Here is a 14,713-nt window from a genome sequence, read left to right on the forward strand (position 1 = left end):
TTTGTCTCATTCTACGATCATAGTATAACATGTCTTTCATTAATCATTCTTATATCGTGCTTGAACTGATCATTTTGCTTTTTCATAAAACATGCTACTATAAAATCTTGGTGCAATATTTATATTGACACTGGGTGGGAGAGGGATACAACTGAAAAGAGTTGAAAGGTAAAATGAAAGGGGTTTTTAAACGGTTTGATTTAGAGAGTCATGGAACGACGGTGAGGCGCGAGGTGGTTGCAGGTACTGTCTCCTTTTTGACGATCGTCTACATAGTGGCCATTAATGGAGCTATTTTAGCTGATGCTGGAATGCCACTACAAGCAGCGATTGTCGCGACCATTCTTACGTCTGTTTTTGGATGTTTGTTGATGGGACTTTGGAGCAACGCACCGATTATCCTTGTTCCAGGAATGGGGGTGAACGCGTTATTCACCTATACGTTCGTACACGCGCTTGGACTCTCATGGCAAGAAGCACTGGCGGCTGTGTTTGTATCTGGCCTTGTGTTTGTAGTTGTTGCTTTTACGAAGCTGGCAGCAGTCTTAAGTAAAGCCATTCCTCCTTCCTTAAAGGATGCGATTACGGTAGGGATCGGGTTATTTCTTACATTCATTGGTCTGCAAAAAGGTGGGGTGATTCGAGGAGATGAGGAGACGTTTATTGCGATTGCTCATCTCAGTGATCCATTGCCACTAGCAACACTGTTAACATTGCTTCTTGCGATCGTGTTGTTTATTCGTCAAGTGCCAGGAAACTTCCTCATTACGATGGTCGTTGGTACAGGCTTGGCCTATTTAATCGGCGTTAAGCCAAATAGCGCAAGTTCTGATGGTTTCTCACTTGCAAGTTATGGCTCATTTTTTGCAGATCTATCATTCGGTGGGTTTGCATCTCTTGCCTTTTGGATAGCGGTGTTCTCAATGACGATGGTTCTTGTTTTTGAAAATGTAGGACTTATCCATGGTTACTTGCAAATGACAGGTCATCCTAATAAGAATAAACGAGCACTCCAAGCAAATGCGGTATCAGCCTTATCATCTGGATTATTTGGTACCAGTCCGACGGTGGCGACAGTTGAAACAGCAGCAGGCATTTCGGCTGGTGGACGAACAGGTCTGACATCTGTTGTAACAGGGCTTCTTTTTGTTCTCACATTGTTTGCCATTCCAGTGATTACAATTGTGCCAGATAGCGCTATTGCCCCTATTTTACTCGTTGTTGGGGGATTAATGGTCCAGCATATTAAGGAGATTCCACTGCATGATTTCTCTGAAGGATTCCCAGCGTTTTTGATTATCGCGCTAATCCCGTTAACGTATAGCATTGCTGAAGGAATGGCCTTTGGATTTATCGCATATCCTATTTTGAAACTAGCAATTGGAAAAGCAAAAGAAGTGCCCATTCCTTTATATGTCATCGCGAGTCTATTTCTCGCCCATATTGTCTTACATTCACTAGGATAGTTTTGTTTGATCAAGCGTATTGTGGCTGTTGTCACGATATGCTTTTTTTCGGTACAATAACATTACTTACAATAGATGGGAGAAGGTATCATGGAGTCAGGAATGAACATAGGATCAATGATTTATCAGTTAGTGGGCTTCCTAATACCGCTTATCGTTCTTTTTGTTATTATCTATGCGTTGAATACCATACGACAGCAACGGAAAATCCAAAGTGAGTTAAAGAATGAATTAGAAAAAGTAAACGAAAAGCTTGATCGAATTTCCAAAGAAAAGGAGGATCATGATAAATGACAATTACTCGCTGTCAGTGGTGCCAAGGAGATCCCCTTTTAGAAGAATATCATGATCACGATTGGGGCAAGCAAGTCGTGACCAATGAAGGGCTGTTTGAAGCCTTAACGCTAGAAGTGTTTCAATCTGGATTGAGCTGGCGAACCGTTCTTCACAAGAGAGAACGATTTCGTCAAGTATTTCATGGTTTTTCACCTGCTAAAGTTGCCTCTTTTACCGATGAAAATATTGAAAAGCTTCTTGCAGATGAAGGAATTATTCGACACCGTAAAAAGATTGAAGCAACAATCAAAAATGCTAAGATTGTTCAAGGTCTAATCGAAGAATTTGGCAGCTTTCGAACTTGGATTGATCAGTTAGAACATGACCAGGAATCAAAAGTAAAAAAATTAGGCGCGACATTTCGTTATGTAGGCCCAACAACAGCTACAAGTTATTTTGAAGCAATTGGAGAATGGCAACCAAAGCATGATGAAACATGTGATTGGTTTGAAGGCACGTAACTGTGATTAATTTTTTAATAAAGTATAGTAGCGCATGTTTTCATGACTGAGAAGGTAATCGAATGAGTTTTAGAACGATCAATCTGATGATCATTCCAATCACATAACCAACGATATGAAAGAGAATCGGAGACCAAATCACTCCTGCTAGATGACCGAATAGTTTAAAAACATTTGAATAAATAATTCCTACGGTTCCAAAATAGGCTGAGATTGCAAATGGGAGAAAGGAGTAAGGAATCTCTTTACCGCCAGCATCTCTGTAGGCATCATACATAGAGAATAAATACAAGCAAGGGTAGAACATGATCCACTGGTAATTAACGGTTGCATTTGCCATTTGACCATTTCCATAGAAGCTCGGAATAATCGCTGTATTTAATTTTGCTTGAACATTGACAGCGAATTCAAGAATGACGAATAAAAATCCTTTTAAGTATTTTTTATTAAGAAATTGCCCAAATCCAGGAAATGCTATGCTCCATAAAATTGCTTCTAAACGTCGCTCTTTACTCATACATTACCTCTTAGTGAAATCTTTAAAATTAGGTATAAAAAAAAGATTTATGAACTGCCAAAGAATAGGTTCTGCTTTTCCAAAAAAGTTAGTAGCTGTGTTCGAGTTCATCAGTCTTTTTCCTCCTTCTAAGGGCATCCATGACGATTAGTATATACGTCAATTTCATTTTTAAACTGTAAAATTTTAGATAATAAATAGACGCTGACTCTTTTTGTGAGTCAGCGTCATTGATTATTTAATTTGGCGTATCCCTTGTTTATGCGATTCGGATAATTTGGTAGGTAAGTGTTCAACTGCTGCAGTAACATTATCAAGCTTCTGTTCAAGCCGATGCAGTAAATAGAACGTTACCATGACAGGGAATCCATACTCACCTAGCAAAGGGATCCATAGCTCTAACGTACTCATGTTTTACGGTAGCTCAATCACATTAACGTTACGTTCAACGACACGAGCACCACGAATGGCTACAAGGTCACCACCACTTGACAGTAACGTATTTCCATTTAGAATGACTGCCATCGAATTTGCCACTGCCGCTGCATCGACAGGCTCAATCGGTTGATCCACACTAACGGTTACTTGTCGACCTTCTTCATTTTCAAATAATAGTTCTAGTGTTTTACTCAATTCTATCACTCCTTATTCTTTACATCTTGTTTTTCCTTACTCCTTACATAAGTGAATAGCTGTTGTTACGGGCTGCATCAGCAAGAGGAAGTTCTTGAAGAACGGCTAATGCTGTGACAAGCTCGACAAGCTGTTCATCTGCAGCTGTGCCTTTAACATTATTTAATGTCTTTGTACGAGTCGTATTCTGACCATTTTCATTCATTCCAGTAATAAAAGTCATCGTTACTCTTGATTGCTGTGAGATATTCATTTTGTATCACCTCCTTCAACCTACATATAGCGTTTAAGAGACAAAATAGGTGAGAGAAATCCAGCAAAATGTAAAAAAGAGGTTTAGATCCATTGTAAATGTGGGTAAATTACATTGTTGTGGTAGTGAACGAGTTACATAGAAGGGAAGGGGAAAGATGAATCAATCGAAAGAAGTAAATCGACCAGGAAGTGTTCTTATTATTTCTGCTATTATCGTAGGATTATTCGTATTATGGGGAGCACTTTCACCGGGATCTCTTGAATCAGCATCTGGACAAGGTTTAGGCTGGATGATAGAGAATTTTGGTTGGTTTTATATGTTATCGACCGCGTTTTTTGTATTTTTTGTGATTGTGATTGCGATTAGTCCGTTCGGAAGGTTGAGATTAGGAAAGCCCGATGAACGTCCGCAGTACTCTTGGTTTTCCTGGATCGGAATGCTGTTTGCTGCAGGTATAGGTGTAGGTTTTGTCTTTTGGGGAGTTGCAGAACCTGTTCTTTATTATTTAGATACACCGATGGGATATACGCCTGAAACGCCAGAGGCTGCTGTTGCAGGTCTTAGGTATGCAGTCTATCATTGGGCGCTTCATCCATGGGCCATTTTCTCAATTGTTGGATTAACGTTAGCGTACGTTCAATATCGTAAAGATCGACCTGGCTTAATTAGTTCTGCTTTTTATCCATTGATCGGTGATCGAATAAATGGCTGGGCAGGGCGCTCTATTGATATTCTTGCCGTTATCGCAACGTGTACGGGCGTGGCAACTACATTCGGGTTAAGTGCTTTACAAATAACGGGCGGGATCTCCCATATTTCACCGATCCCAAATAGTGTATTGACCCAGATTATTGTCATTATCATTGTGACATTTTTATTCATGTTCTCAGCGGCAACAGGAGTGGACAAAGGGATAAAAATTTTAAGTAATATTAATTTAATTTTAGCAGGTTTATTACTGCTATTTGTCATTATTTTTGGTCCAACACTCTTTATTGCAGAAAGCTTTGTCACAACATTAGGTGGTTATATTACAAATGTAACATCAATGAGTTTAACGATGACACCATTTACAGAAAGTGAATGGCTTGGAACGAATACAATATTCTTTTGGGCTTGGCATATTTCATGGGCTCCATTTATGGGGATTTTTATTGCGAGAATTTCACGAGGCCGAACGATCCGTGAATTTATGGCGGGAGTGCTTATTGTTCCTTCTATTCTAGCTGTCCTTTGGTTTACAACATTTGGAGGAACTGCTTTATACTTAGAGATTTCTGGTGCTGCACCGATTGGCGACCTTGTCATGAACAATGTGGAAGTTGCTTTGTTTACAACGTTAGCTGAATTGCCTTTAAGTGGGATTACGAATGTGCTTGCTGTCATTTTAATTGCGATTTTCTTTATTACTTCAGCAGACTCCGCTTCGTATGTGTTAGGAGCCATGACATCAAATGGTAGTTTAAATCCACGCTTGTCTGTGAAATTGTTGTGGGGTTTTTTGATTGCAGGAACAGCTAGTGTTTTGCTTGTTAGTGGAGGTGGAGGTCTCCAAGCACTGCAGACTGCATCGATTATAGCAGCATTGCCTTTTGCAATCATTATGACGATCATGATAATCTCCATTCTTGTTATGTTTGGAAAAGATTATAAACAAGAAGGAATGAAGAGACGTAGAAAAAGAATGAAAAAATTAAAAGAAGAAATTCGTGAAGAGTTTTATGAAGATATGAAGGAAGAGGTATACGAGGAGATTAAGGAAGATGTGAAAGAGGAAGTGTATGAGGAATTTAAGGAAGATATGAAGGAAAAAGTGTATGAGGAAATTAAAGAGGATTTATATAACGATTTAGATATTGATCAAAATAAGAAAAATAAAGACAAATAGAAAAAAAGAAGTGAGTAGGTGCAATCTTGGGCAGTTACTCACTTCTTTTAGTATCTTTTAGGTTAATCTGTCATACTCTTGTCGCTTATGAAAGTAAGACTTTTAGACCAATCTCATCTTGTGAACGTTTTTTGTCCATTCGAAATAGATAACGAAAATCACTATGTTATAATAAGGTACTTAGAAGTAGAACAGGAGCAATAGATATGACCATACATAAGATAAAAAAAGTCTCTCTGATACTGTTCGCAGACAAAGGTTATAATGGTGCATCTTTATCGGATATTGCTGCTGGTGTCGGTATTAAAAAACCATCTATCTACGCACATTTTTCTGGAAAAGACGACCTTTATATGGCTGTTTTTGAAGAGGTTTTTCATTTGTATATTGAGCGGATGAAAGACATTAAAAATGAGTTAACATTTGAGCCATTAGACAAGAGGCTTTATCTTTATCTGCTTCGGTTAAGCGCTTTTATAGCCAAGCATCAAGCTGAAATGATGATGTATAAGCGGGCTATTGTTTTTCCGCCTGAACAATTAAAAGAAATAGTTTCTAACCGTCACCAGCAAGTTAAAAAACTTCAAGATGAGATTTTGGAAGACATTTTCTTAGAATTATGTAAAGCAGAAATCGTTGATCATAAGCAACAATCTGAATTAATAACAAGCTTTCATTGTATTTTAAATGGGAGTATTGTTCAACAATTGCTTGATCAAAATGATAATCTTGAAAAAAGAGTAAACAGCATTTGGAAGATCTATTGGAATGGATTACTTTCACTGAAGAAAACGGCGTTACATTAATTGCTCTTCTCTGTGTTAAAGTTGGGTCGTTTCTAGTTGGATAGAAAAAGAATCATGCTTTTTCATTCTAGGTTGAGAGTAAAAGCTCATGAAAGTTTTATTTATCAAAGAAGGATTTTTAAATTGTTCTGTAATTCCGTTATCCGCCTAACACTTCTTAGGCGCTTGTTTCATATTTTAGTAAGGACACTGATAACTGAAATGAAACAAGAAAGGGTGTTAAATGATGGGGAATTATGATCAACAGTTGATAAATACTGTAATCGAAAAGGTTCTAAGTAATTATGAAATTCGGCCTGCGAATAATGTAACAAAGAAAGGAAAAAAGCAAAATAAGCAAGCCATTGAAAAAATCCAAGCAGAAATTGGCCAATTTTTTGAAAGTGAAAAAGGTGTCATTCCGCAAAGAAATGTACCTCAAAATGATAGAACAAGTAAAAGAATGAATCCAAAGGTTCCTGTTTCAATTAAGAATGTCGTACAGGATCAAAATGATGTAAACCAAGTTAAAACATATATAAACTTACAAAATGATTGAAAAGCTCTACAGCTTTAACAAAGTGGAAAAGGACAGGGAATGATCCTAACGGGTTCAGTTTTGGGAGGGAAAACGCTAATTTACAGATTAAATAACATTGTAAACTGAAATTAGCATACAAAAACGCACAGATTTTCAATATCTGTGCGTTTTACTCATCTTTTCTTCCCTTGTTGAATGAACGCTTTCGTTCGTTGAAGAAAGAATTTCCTTATTCTGATTTTAATATTAAATATCAAAATTCCTATAAGAGTTTGAAAAAGATAAACCAAGCCTCATTCGCTCGGTTTATCTTAAATACATTGTCTAAAACCAGCAACACATTGACAGGCCTCTGGTACTTGTCGCTCTATGACCAAGGCACTTACGCTTTTTAAGTGTATTACACGTGTGCTAGCTCTTTCTGTCCAGTGTGCAATGGGGGAACGATTAACCAACCTTTTTCTTTATTCAGGCGAAGAGTGGCAGATCCCAATTGTAATTTTTGGATGTGGAATTGAGCAAACATCGTGGCTATATCTTCGCGTGTACATTGGCCAATAATTTGACTACAAGCAATTAAACCAGCAGCAGAATCTGCACTAAGAGCAGCTGCTATTTCCATGTCGTTAAAGCGTGCTCCAGCGGGAATAGAATCAAGGTCAGCGTTAGGACGTTCAGGAGGTGTTGGTGGTAGCATCACACCATTTGCTTTTAATAAAGTCTCAATTTCTGTATTTTCCTTTTGTGCTTGCTGTAGAAAGTTTTCGATTAATCTACGCAAGTCTTTATCGCCTGCGTGATTATAAAATGTTTGATAAGCTGATACCTTTCCTTTAGAGGTAGTTAAATATCCCCATGTAGAAAATACTTCTCCATAGTGCATTGGTTCTTTTTGTTGATCGCCACTTAGTATACCCATTTTTATCTCCTCCATTTGTTTCGTTTAATGTCATGCATCTTGAACATGACATTAGTTAGAATGCACAAAAAGGAGATGGAATTATAATAGAAAGTTATGGTATGTACAAAATGTAAATAACAAAAAAGCATACGATCAGTATTTAAATCGCATGCTTTATCTTTTATTACGTAAATGCCTTAATGTCTAACCCGAAATGAACAAACAAAAAAACAACAATCATCATAATAATCCCAATCCCAAGCCCATAAAGAGCTTCTTTCAGAATGGCAAAATCACTTGGTTGCTTTGGTTGGCCCATCTTCTTACCTCATTTCTCATTTAAGTGACCATATCTTATCACAATGCTTCTGCATTGATACGTATCAAAATACCTGTTTTTTTAGCATATTATCTCATTGTTAAAAGGAGATAGGAGATCAATTTTTACAATACTTAACCGTATATACTGTATGGATTTTATATCCTAAGTTGACCTAGGCCCATACTAAAAGAGAAAGATCATTGTGTGATCTTTCTCTTTGGAGATTGTTGAAGGTATTTATGAGTTAAAATGAAAAAGAAAATAATGGTAAATGTGCAGATGATGAATAATCCTATGCTTGATAATGAGAAAATATTTGATAAGACACTAGCAATCATACAAATATACAAAATTCCGAGAAATCTACGCAATGATTTTTCCTCAACTAAAGAGGTGGCCTTCGCTCCAAGTGGTGCACCAATAAATGTCCCAATAATAAGCGAAATACCCATTAAATAGTTCAAAGAGCTTGACATACTATAGGATAAAAAACCTGCACTCACGATAAAAACAACAGAGGCTAGGCTGGTTCCTACGGCATGAGGTACCTTCAATCCAAGTAATGCAATTAAGAGAGGAACAATAAAAAAGCCTCCGCTAACACCTAAAGCAGCTGAAATAAACCCTGCTCCTAATCCAATTAACCCAGCAATCAGCATCGGTGAAAGGAGAGGAGAGCGCTTTAAGCGATGAGTTCTCTGTTTCTTCAGTAGCGTAAAAGAGAAGAAAGTAAGAAGAGCGATGTAAGAAATCGAAATGAAAGCTTCTGCATGTCCAAGAGTATCAAGATTAAGCATAATTGGGTGTGCAATTTGTGTGCCGATTATCCCTGCAATATTAATCACTGCTACATATCGCCATTGAATATTCTTCAGTCGAAAGTGAGCAATGGCACCAGAGATAGAAGTGCCGAGAGATAACATCAAGCTTGTACCAATAACGAGAGTCGGCGAAAAACCAAGTAATAAGAGCAAAGGAGTTAAAATAATTCCTCCACCAATACCGAAAAAACCAGAAAAAACACCAATTATTGCACCTAAAATAATATAAATAAAGATTTCCATTAAAGCCTCCTCCGTGTTTCATTATAACGGTAATTCTGTTCAGTTTAAAGTCGCAAGATGCTGTTGAAAAAAGCTAGAATTAGTCGAACGAAAAATGATGATTATAAAAGGATTTCATCTAAAAAAAAAAAAGAATAGTTAATGTTGGAGAGAACGGTTAGGAGAATGAAAAATGAATTTGTCGATATTAACTGCAGGTTTTGAATCATCTTTATTAGGCCAAGCGATTATTAATGAATCTGGTAAATTTTTGTTTATAAATCAATCCTTTTGTCAAACGATAGGATATGCCAAAGAAAGGCTGAGTACTCTTAGTCTACAAGCAATTATCATTGAAGAAAATGAGAATGATATGTCTAATTTTCAATTTATATTAAAAAAAGGGATTCGTCAGGCGCAGTTTCAAAAAAACATATTACATGGAGAGGGATTTTTGCAATCGATTACATTTACTATTACTGATATTTCAAGTGGGAATGAAGTGGCCTATCATATACAGACTGATAAACTGATGATGCCAAGTAATTTGAGAAATAGTCAACAGTTAACAGATATTATTAATGAAAGAGATGAAGTTCGCTTGCCCAAGAAAATCTTAGACGGAATAAAAGATGCGGTTATTACGATTCGTTTGGATGGGCAATTTTTATATGCAAATGAGGAAGCTGAACGAATGTTTGGAAAAAGAGAAGATGAACTCCTAGAAAAGAATTTTTGGGAGTATTTAGAGCTTGATCAAAATAAAGAATTATCTAATAAAATTTATTTATTGCTTGCTGGAGAGGATTATATAGAGATTGAATATTATTTAGAAAATTTGCAATGTTGGTATAATGTGCGTGCTTATCGTTCAGATGAGCGAGTAACGATGTATTTTATGAACATAACAAATCGAAAAAAAATGGAGCAGGAACTACGAGAAAGTGAGAAGCGATACCGAAGCTTAGTTGAACATACTCCTGAGACAATTTCCGTTCATGATGGTGAAAATATTATTTATATGAACCCTGCAGGAAATAAATTATTTGGTGCAACAAACAGAAAGGAGCTAGTAGGAAAGAAATTATCAGAACTGCTGGCTCGTCAAGAATTAACAAGGGTAAAGGAAAACAATAGGTTATTGTTAGCTGGTAAAAAAAGAGTGACGACCGCAATTGTAACAATAAAAAAATTAGATGGTACAATGTTAGAGGTGGAATCGACTTCAACTATTATATTATTCAGAGGGAAGCCAGTATTTAGAACGATATTAAAGGATATTTCAGAACGTAAAAAGGTGGATGACCTAATTCGAAAATCAGATAAATTATCTGTTGTGGCTCAATTAGCAGCAGGAGTGGCACATGAAATACGTAATCCACTCACAACGGTCAAAGGATTTCTGCAATTATTTCAAAATGAGGAGTCATACAACGGTTATTATTTAAAACTAATGATGGAAGAATTAGAGCGTGTTGAATCAATTATTTATGAGTATTTAACATTAGCCAAACCTAATTACGAACAGGATTTTCAAAATATTAGAATAGATACCTTATTAAAACAATTACTAACGTTAACAGAAACGCACTCAAATATGATAAATATTAAACTTGAATTCAACGCTGAAGAAGTTCCTATTATTTTAGGATTGGAGAAGGAATTAAAGCAAGTCTTTATCAATATTATTCGAAATGCGATGGAGGCTGTTGAGGAAAATGGTATCATCTCTGTGCGTGTACGTAATCATCCTGACGACTTTGTCTGTATTCAGGTTGAAGATAATGGATGTGGCATGCCGAGAGAACGAATTGAACGCTTAGGGGAGCCTTTTTATTCTACGAAAGAAAGGGGAACAGGGCTTGGTCTAATGGTTTGTTATAAAATTATTGAACATCATGGAGGAATCTTGAATGTTTATAGTGAGGTTAACCGTGGAACGAAGGTTGAAATCATTTTACCTACATTAAAAAAGCGGAAAAAGGAAATGCTTATGATATAGCATTTCCTTTGTTTGTCTTGTGTTTTGTCAGTGGAATTAGCTGTCTGTTCGGCGGTCTCTAACGTAGCCTTTTAAATCTGTGAGCATCTGCTGTCGTTCGTTTTCAGGCGAGGTGAAATCGATACCGTACTCATAAGAGTTAGAAAGAATGGTTTTCCAAACAACTTCACCTCGCAAAATAAGTTCGTTTTCTTGAAGAGTAAATTCGATTTCCAGAAATATGTTTATTTTTTTTGGATCAGGTAGTTCAAAAGTGGTCTCTATTTTCATTCCTCCAGGACTTATATCAAGAATAGATAGTTGTCCTTCAGAGCTTTCAACGTCGTGATCCTCAATTTTCACTAATTTAAAGTGACCATCTAAGGGCTCTGCGAATTCATAACGGAATGAATCTTCTCGACGGTACTTCACAATATTTTCTCTCCTTCTTTAATATGGATTTTTTTATAATTATATTAAAAGTTTCAATGATAAGAAAAGTCAATGGATTTTATCATAAAACTACCATATTTTCATTAAGTCGAGTGTGACAATCCCGAAAAGTTTTGTGAAAATTTGTAATTAAAAGATAAACACTTCTAACTTTTGAGGGCGTTTAGTATGATGAATATAGTTGGAAGCAAAATACTACATATTCCAACTCACATACAAAGGAGGAATTTCTAATGAACAAGAAATTACTTTATACGGTATTAGCGGGAGCACTCTCAATTAGCGTGTTAGCAGCATGCGGTGGGGAGCCTGCGGAAGAAGCTCCAGCAGATGATCCTGCAGTAGAAGCTCCAGCAGAAGAGCCAGCAGAATAACATAAACAGCAAGCTATACATTTAAAAAAGAGCAATCACATTTTAAGTGGTTGCTCTTTTTTATTTTGGCCTTACTTCTGTGTTTGTTGGACTGTAGGACGATTTGCACTCTTGCTATCGCTATTTTATATAGAAGCTCGGAGTCTAACTTGAATATATGATCAAAATTCTTGTTATTTCCAAATAATAATAGAAATGAAAGCAAACAGTTTAATAGGAACCTTTGTATGTGAGATTATCTACCTGTAATAATGGAAACAAAGAGAAAATTCTGTTATTAAAGATGTACGTACTTTTTTAAAAAAGAGTATTCATTTTCGAATAAGCATGTGTTATTATGCATGTACGAGTATAATTATTATACTAAAAGAGAAAACGGGGGTTTTGAAATGAAGAAAAAATGGTTGATGTTCGGGATGTCAGCTGTCTTATCAGTAGGGCTGTTAGCAGCTTGTGGAACAGGAGAAGAGGACACAACAACAGGAGACACACCTGAAGATACAGCAGCTCCAAATACAGAAGAAGTGAAAGAGGTACCAGCAGATGCTCCGACACTTGTAATGGGTACATCAGCAGATTATCCTCCGTATGAATCAGTAGATCTTGCTACTGAAGAGATTGTTGGATTTGATGTGGATATTGCAAAATATATTACGTCTGAATTAGGGTATAATTTAGAAATTGCTGATATGGATTTCAATGCATTAATTCCAGCGATGGAAGCAAAGAGAGTTGATTTCGTTCTTGCAGGTATGACTCCAACAGAAGATCGCAAGCAAAATGTTGATTTCTCAGATATTTATTACGAAGCAACGAACTTGATCGTTTCAAAGGAAGATGGAAATATTTCTTCTCTAGAGGATTTGAACGGCTTAAAAGTAGGGGTTCAGCTTGGTTCAATTCAAGAAGCGGATGCTGATGCATTAGCGGAGGAAGTTGGATTTGAAGTTGTAAAGTTAAACCGTATCCCTGAAATTATGCAAGAGTTACTTGCAGGTCGTATTGATGCAATTTTAATGGAAGATACAGTAGCGGCAGGACATATGGAGGCACAAGGTCAGTTAGTTAGCTTCGAGGTTCCAAGTGAAGATGAATTAGGTTCAGCGATTGCTTTCCCTAAAGGCAGTGAGCTTGTAGAACCATTTAATGAAAAGTTAAATGAGCTAATCGAAAGTGGTAAAATGGATGAGCTTATACTTAAGTGGTTTGACACTGAAGAGTAAGAAAGTAGTATGTCAAATCCCGCGAGCAACAATATGCTCGCGGGATTTAACTGCTTTTTCAAGTTGAAAATAGAAAGGATTAACAAGGCATGAATTTGGATTTTAGCCAAGTCATACCTCATATCCCTTTTTTACTTCAAGGGATTGGGGTCACATTACAGTTTGTATCAGTCGCTCTTATCTTGGGACTTGTTTTAGGTATTGTTTTAGCAGTATTTAAGATTGGGCGTTTTCGTGTGCTTCGCTTTTTAGCAAATGCGTATACGTCTGTTTTCCGTGGAACGCCTTTAATTTTACAGTTATCCATTATTTATTTTGGTCCACCACAGTTTGGACTTGAAATATCGGCATATGTTGCTGGTGTGCTAGCATTCGGGTTAAATTCAGCTGCTTATGTATCGGAAATCATTCGTGCAGGCGTACAAGCAGTTGATAAGGGACAAAAAGAAGCAGCCGCAGCATTAGGTATTCCTTATCGCTCGATGATGTTTAAAGTCATCTTACCGCAAGCGTTTCGTAACATTTTGCCAGCGTTGTTTAATGAATTTATTAACCTAACAAAAGAATCAGCTATTGTTTCTATTATTGGGGTTATGGATTTAATGCGTCGTGCTCAAGTTTTGAATGCGCAGATTTATCGGTATTTTGAAGCACTTTTAATAGTTGGTTTGATTTACTATTTACTTGTAATGATTCTGACAATTATTGGTCGTCTGATCGAAAGGAGATTGCAGCGTAGTGATTAAGATAGATGATTTGCATAAGTCCTTTGGTAAGGTCGAGGTTTTGAAGGGAATTTCAACAGAAATAAAAAAAGGGGATGTTGTCGCAATCATTGGACCATCTGGTTCAGGGAAGTCTACATTCCTTCGTTGTCTGAATTTGCTTGAACAACCGACATCTGGTCAAATTTGGGTTGGTGATCAAGAATTGACGAATCCGAAAACAAATGTGATGCGCGTTCGTGCGGGAATCGGAATGGTGTTTCAACATTTTCATTTGTTTCCACATATGACTGTGCTTAATAATTTGACGTATGCACCAATGACGGTCAAAGGGCTTTCAAAGGCAGAAGCTACAGAGCGTGCAGAAGAGCTGTTAAAGAAAGTCGGACTATTAGAGAAGCGTGACGAATATCCAGGCCGTTTGTCGGGTGGTCAAAAGCAACGAGTAGCGATTGCACGTGCGCTTGCAATGGAACCAGAAGTGATGCTCTTTGATGAACCAACGTCTGCGCTTGACCCAGAAATGGTGAAAGAAGTACTCGCTGTTATGAAGGATTTAGCAGACTCAGGTATGACGATGGCCATTGTTACGCATGAAATGGGATTTGCTCGTGAAGTAGCAGATCGTATTATCTTCCTTGATCAAGGTATTCTCATGGAAGATGCTCCGCCAAATGAGTTTTTTACTACACCAAAGTCAGAAAGAGCAAAAGACTTCTTAGAAAAAGTGTTATAACGATAAACGACTTACAGAAAAGCTGTAGGTCGTTTTTTCTATGTAAAAGTTGGTTAGTTCCTAGTTGGAACA

At 37.0% G+C, this 14,713-nt stretch carries 19 protein-coding genes; 11 read left to right on the forward strand and 8 right to left on the reverse strand.

Translation table 11 applies throughout. From position 1 onward, the window contains the following. The first annotated feature begins 173 nt into the window (after nucleotides 1-173). From IQ10_RS05785 to IQ10_RS05795, 3 genes are all read left to right on the forward strand, one after another. Nucleotides 174-1,466 carry an NCS2 family permease gene (locus IQ10_RS05785; protein ID WP_144449544.1) on the forward strand — a complete coding sequence of 431 codons (1,293 nt, stop codon included), beginning with the start codon at nucleotides 174-176 and terminating at the stop codon, nucleotides 1,464-1,466. 90 nt (nucleotides 1,467-1,556) lie between these two features. Continuing rightward, a complete protein-coding gene (locus tag IQ10_RS05790) occupies nucleotides 1,557-1,760 on the forward strand; it encodes a Z-ring associated ZapG family protein (protein WP_144449545.1) in 204 nt (67 codons plus the stop codon). Beyond that, nucleotides 1,757-2,263, forward strand: a complete 507-nt coding sequence (locus IQ10_RS05795) for a DNA-3-methyladenine glycosylase I (RefSeq protein WP_242009766.1) — start codon at nucleotides 1,757-1,759, stop codon at nucleotides 2,261-2,263. The genes IQ10_RS05790 and IQ10_RS05795 overlap by 4 nt, the downstream gene beginning before the upstream one ends. Nucleotides 2,264-2,303: 40 nt before the next feature. On the opposite strand, the gene IQ10_RS05800 is transcribed toward IQ10_RS05795, so the two are convergent. From IQ10_RS05800 to IQ10_RS05815, 4 genes are all read right to left on the reverse strand, one after another. Then, nucleotides 2,304-2,780, reverse strand: a complete 477-nt coding sequence (locus tag IQ10_RS05800; RefSeq protein WP_144449546.1) for a hypothetical protein — start codon at nucleotides 2,778-2,780, stop codon at nucleotides 2,304-2,306. A gap of 234 nt (nucleotides 2,781-3,014) precedes the next feature. Next, nucleotides 3,015-3,191, reverse strand: a complete 177-nt coding sequence (locus IQ10_RS05805) for a YvrJ family protein (protein WP_144449547.1) — start codon at nucleotides 3,189-3,191, stop codon at nucleotides 3,015-3,017. A gap of 3 nt (nucleotides 3,192-3,194) precedes the next feature. Beyond that, nucleotides 3,195-3,422 (reverse strand): DUF2922 domain-containing protein, encoded by a 228-nt coding sequence (locus IQ10_RS05810; RefSeq protein ID WP_367613653.1) that lies wholly within the window; start codon nucleotides 3,420-3,422, stop codon nucleotides 3,195-3,197. 34 nt (nucleotides 3,423-3,456) lie between these two features. Continuing rightward, the gene (locus IQ10_RS05815) at nucleotides 3,457-3,666 is read right to left on the reverse strand and encodes a DUF1659 domain-containing protein (protein WP_144449549.1); all 210 of its coding nucleotides are present in this window, start codon (nucleotides 3,664-3,666) and stop codon (nucleotides 3,457-3,459) included. 157 nt (nucleotides 3,667-3,823) lie between these two features. On the opposite strand from IQ10_RS05815, the gene IQ10_RS05820 reads away from it, so the two are divergent. From IQ10_RS05820 to IQ10_RS05830, 3 genes are all read left to right on the forward strand, one after another. After that, nucleotides 3,824-5,557 (forward strand): BCCT family transporter, encoded by a 1,734-nt coding sequence (locus tag IQ10_RS05820; protein WP_144449550.1) that lies wholly within the window; start codon nucleotides 3,824-3,826, stop codon nucleotides 5,555-5,557. 206 nt (nucleotides 5,558-5,763) lie between these two features. Beyond that, nucleotides 5,764-6,363: a TetR/AcrR family transcriptional regulator gene (locus tag IQ10_RS05825; RefSeq protein WP_144449551.1), complete on the forward strand. Its 600-nt coding sequence runs from the start codon at nucleotides 5,764-5,766 to the stop codon at nucleotides 6,361-6,363. 226 nt (nucleotides 6,364-6,589) lie between these two features. Continuing rightward, nucleotides 6,590-6,901: a hypothetical protein gene (locus IQ10_RS05830; protein WP_144449552.1), complete on the forward strand. Its 312-nt coding sequence runs from the start codon at nucleotides 6,590-6,592 to the stop codon at nucleotides 6,899-6,901. Between the two features lie 382 nt (nucleotides 6,902-7,283). Here IQ10_RS05830 and IQ10_RS05835 read toward each other — a convergent pair whose 3' ends face one another. The 3 genes from IQ10_RS05835 to IQ10_RS05840 all read right to left on the reverse strand — a co-directional run bounded on the left by IQ10_RS05835 (nucleotide 7,284) and on the right by IQ10_RS05840 (nucleotide 9,170). Beyond that, nucleotides 7,284-7,802, reverse strand: a complete 519-nt coding sequence (locus IQ10_RS05835) for a DUF3231 family protein (protein ID WP_144449553.1) — start codon at nucleotides 7,800-7,802, stop codon at nucleotides 7,284-7,286. A gap of 166 nt (nucleotides 7,803-7,968) precedes the next feature. Further along, the gene (locus IQ10_RS18535; protein WP_277877943.1) at nucleotides 7,969-8,103 is read right to left on the reverse strand and encodes a hypothetical protein; all 135 of its coding nucleotides are present in this window, start codon (nucleotides 8,101-8,103) and stop codon (nucleotides 7,969-7,971) included. Between the two features lie 200 nt (nucleotides 8,104-8,303). Then, on the reverse strand, nucleotides 8,304-9,170 hold the full coding sequence (locus IQ10_RS05840) for a sulfite exporter TauE/SafE family protein (RefSeq protein WP_144449554.1): 867 nt from the start codon (nucleotides 9,168-9,170) through the stop codon (nucleotides 8,304-8,306). Between the two features lie 172 nt (nucleotides 9,171-9,342). On the opposite strand from IQ10_RS05840, the gene IQ10_RS05845 reads away from it, so the two are divergent. Continuing rightward, nucleotides 9,343-11,151: a PAS domain S-box protein gene (locus IQ10_RS05845; RefSeq protein WP_144449555.1), complete on the forward strand. Its 1,809-nt coding sequence runs from the start codon at nucleotides 9,343-9,345 to the stop codon at nucleotides 11,149-11,151. A 36-nt stretch (nucleotides 11,152-11,187) separates the two neighbouring features. Here IQ10_RS05845 and IQ10_RS05850 read toward each other — a convergent pair whose 3' ends face one another. Further along, nucleotides 11,188-11,562, reverse strand: a complete 375-nt coding sequence (locus IQ10_RS05850; RefSeq protein WP_144449556.1) for a PilZ domain-containing protein — start codon at nucleotides 11,560-11,562, stop codon at nucleotides 11,188-11,190. Nucleotides 11,563-11,816: 254 nt separating this feature from the next. On the opposite strand from IQ10_RS05850, the gene IQ10_RS18145 reads away from it, so the two are divergent. From IQ10_RS18145 to IQ10_RS05865, 4 genes are all read left to right on the forward strand, one after another. After that, nucleotides 11,817-11,957 (forward strand): hypothetical protein, encoded by a 141-nt coding sequence (locus IQ10_RS18145; RefSeq protein ID WP_199757385.1) that lies wholly within the window; start codon nucleotides 11,817-11,819, stop codon nucleotides 11,955-11,957. A gap of 389 nt (nucleotides 11,958-12,346) precedes the next feature. Next, complete coding sequence (locus IQ10_RS05855) at nucleotides 12,347-13,180, forward strand: transporter substrate-binding domain-containing protein (RefSeq protein WP_144449557.1); 834 nt, start codon at nucleotides 12,347-12,349, stop codon at nucleotides 13,178-13,180. Nucleotides 13,181-13,269: 89 nt separating this feature from the next. After that, nucleotides 13,270-13,926, forward strand: coding sequence for an amino acid ABC transporter permease (locus IQ10_RS05860; protein ID WP_144449558.1), 657 nt, complete (start codon nucleotides 13,270-13,272; stop codon nucleotides 13,924-13,926). Continuing rightward, nucleotides 13,919-14,641 (forward strand): amino acid ABC transporter ATP-binding protein, encoded by a 723-nt coding sequence (locus IQ10_RS05865; protein WP_144449559.1) that lies wholly within the window; start codon nucleotides 13,919-13,921, stop codon nucleotides 14,639-14,641. Before IQ10_RS05860 ends, IQ10_RS05865 begins: the two co-directional genes overlap by 8 nt. Nucleotides 14,642-14,713 lie beyond the last annotated feature (72 nt).

The sequence above is a fragment of the Halalkalibacter nanhaiisediminis genome, from assembly GCF_007830185.1.
Lineage (GTDB): Bacteria > Bacillota > Bacilli > Bacillales > Bacillaceae_D > Halalkalibacter > Halalkalibacter nanhaiisediminis.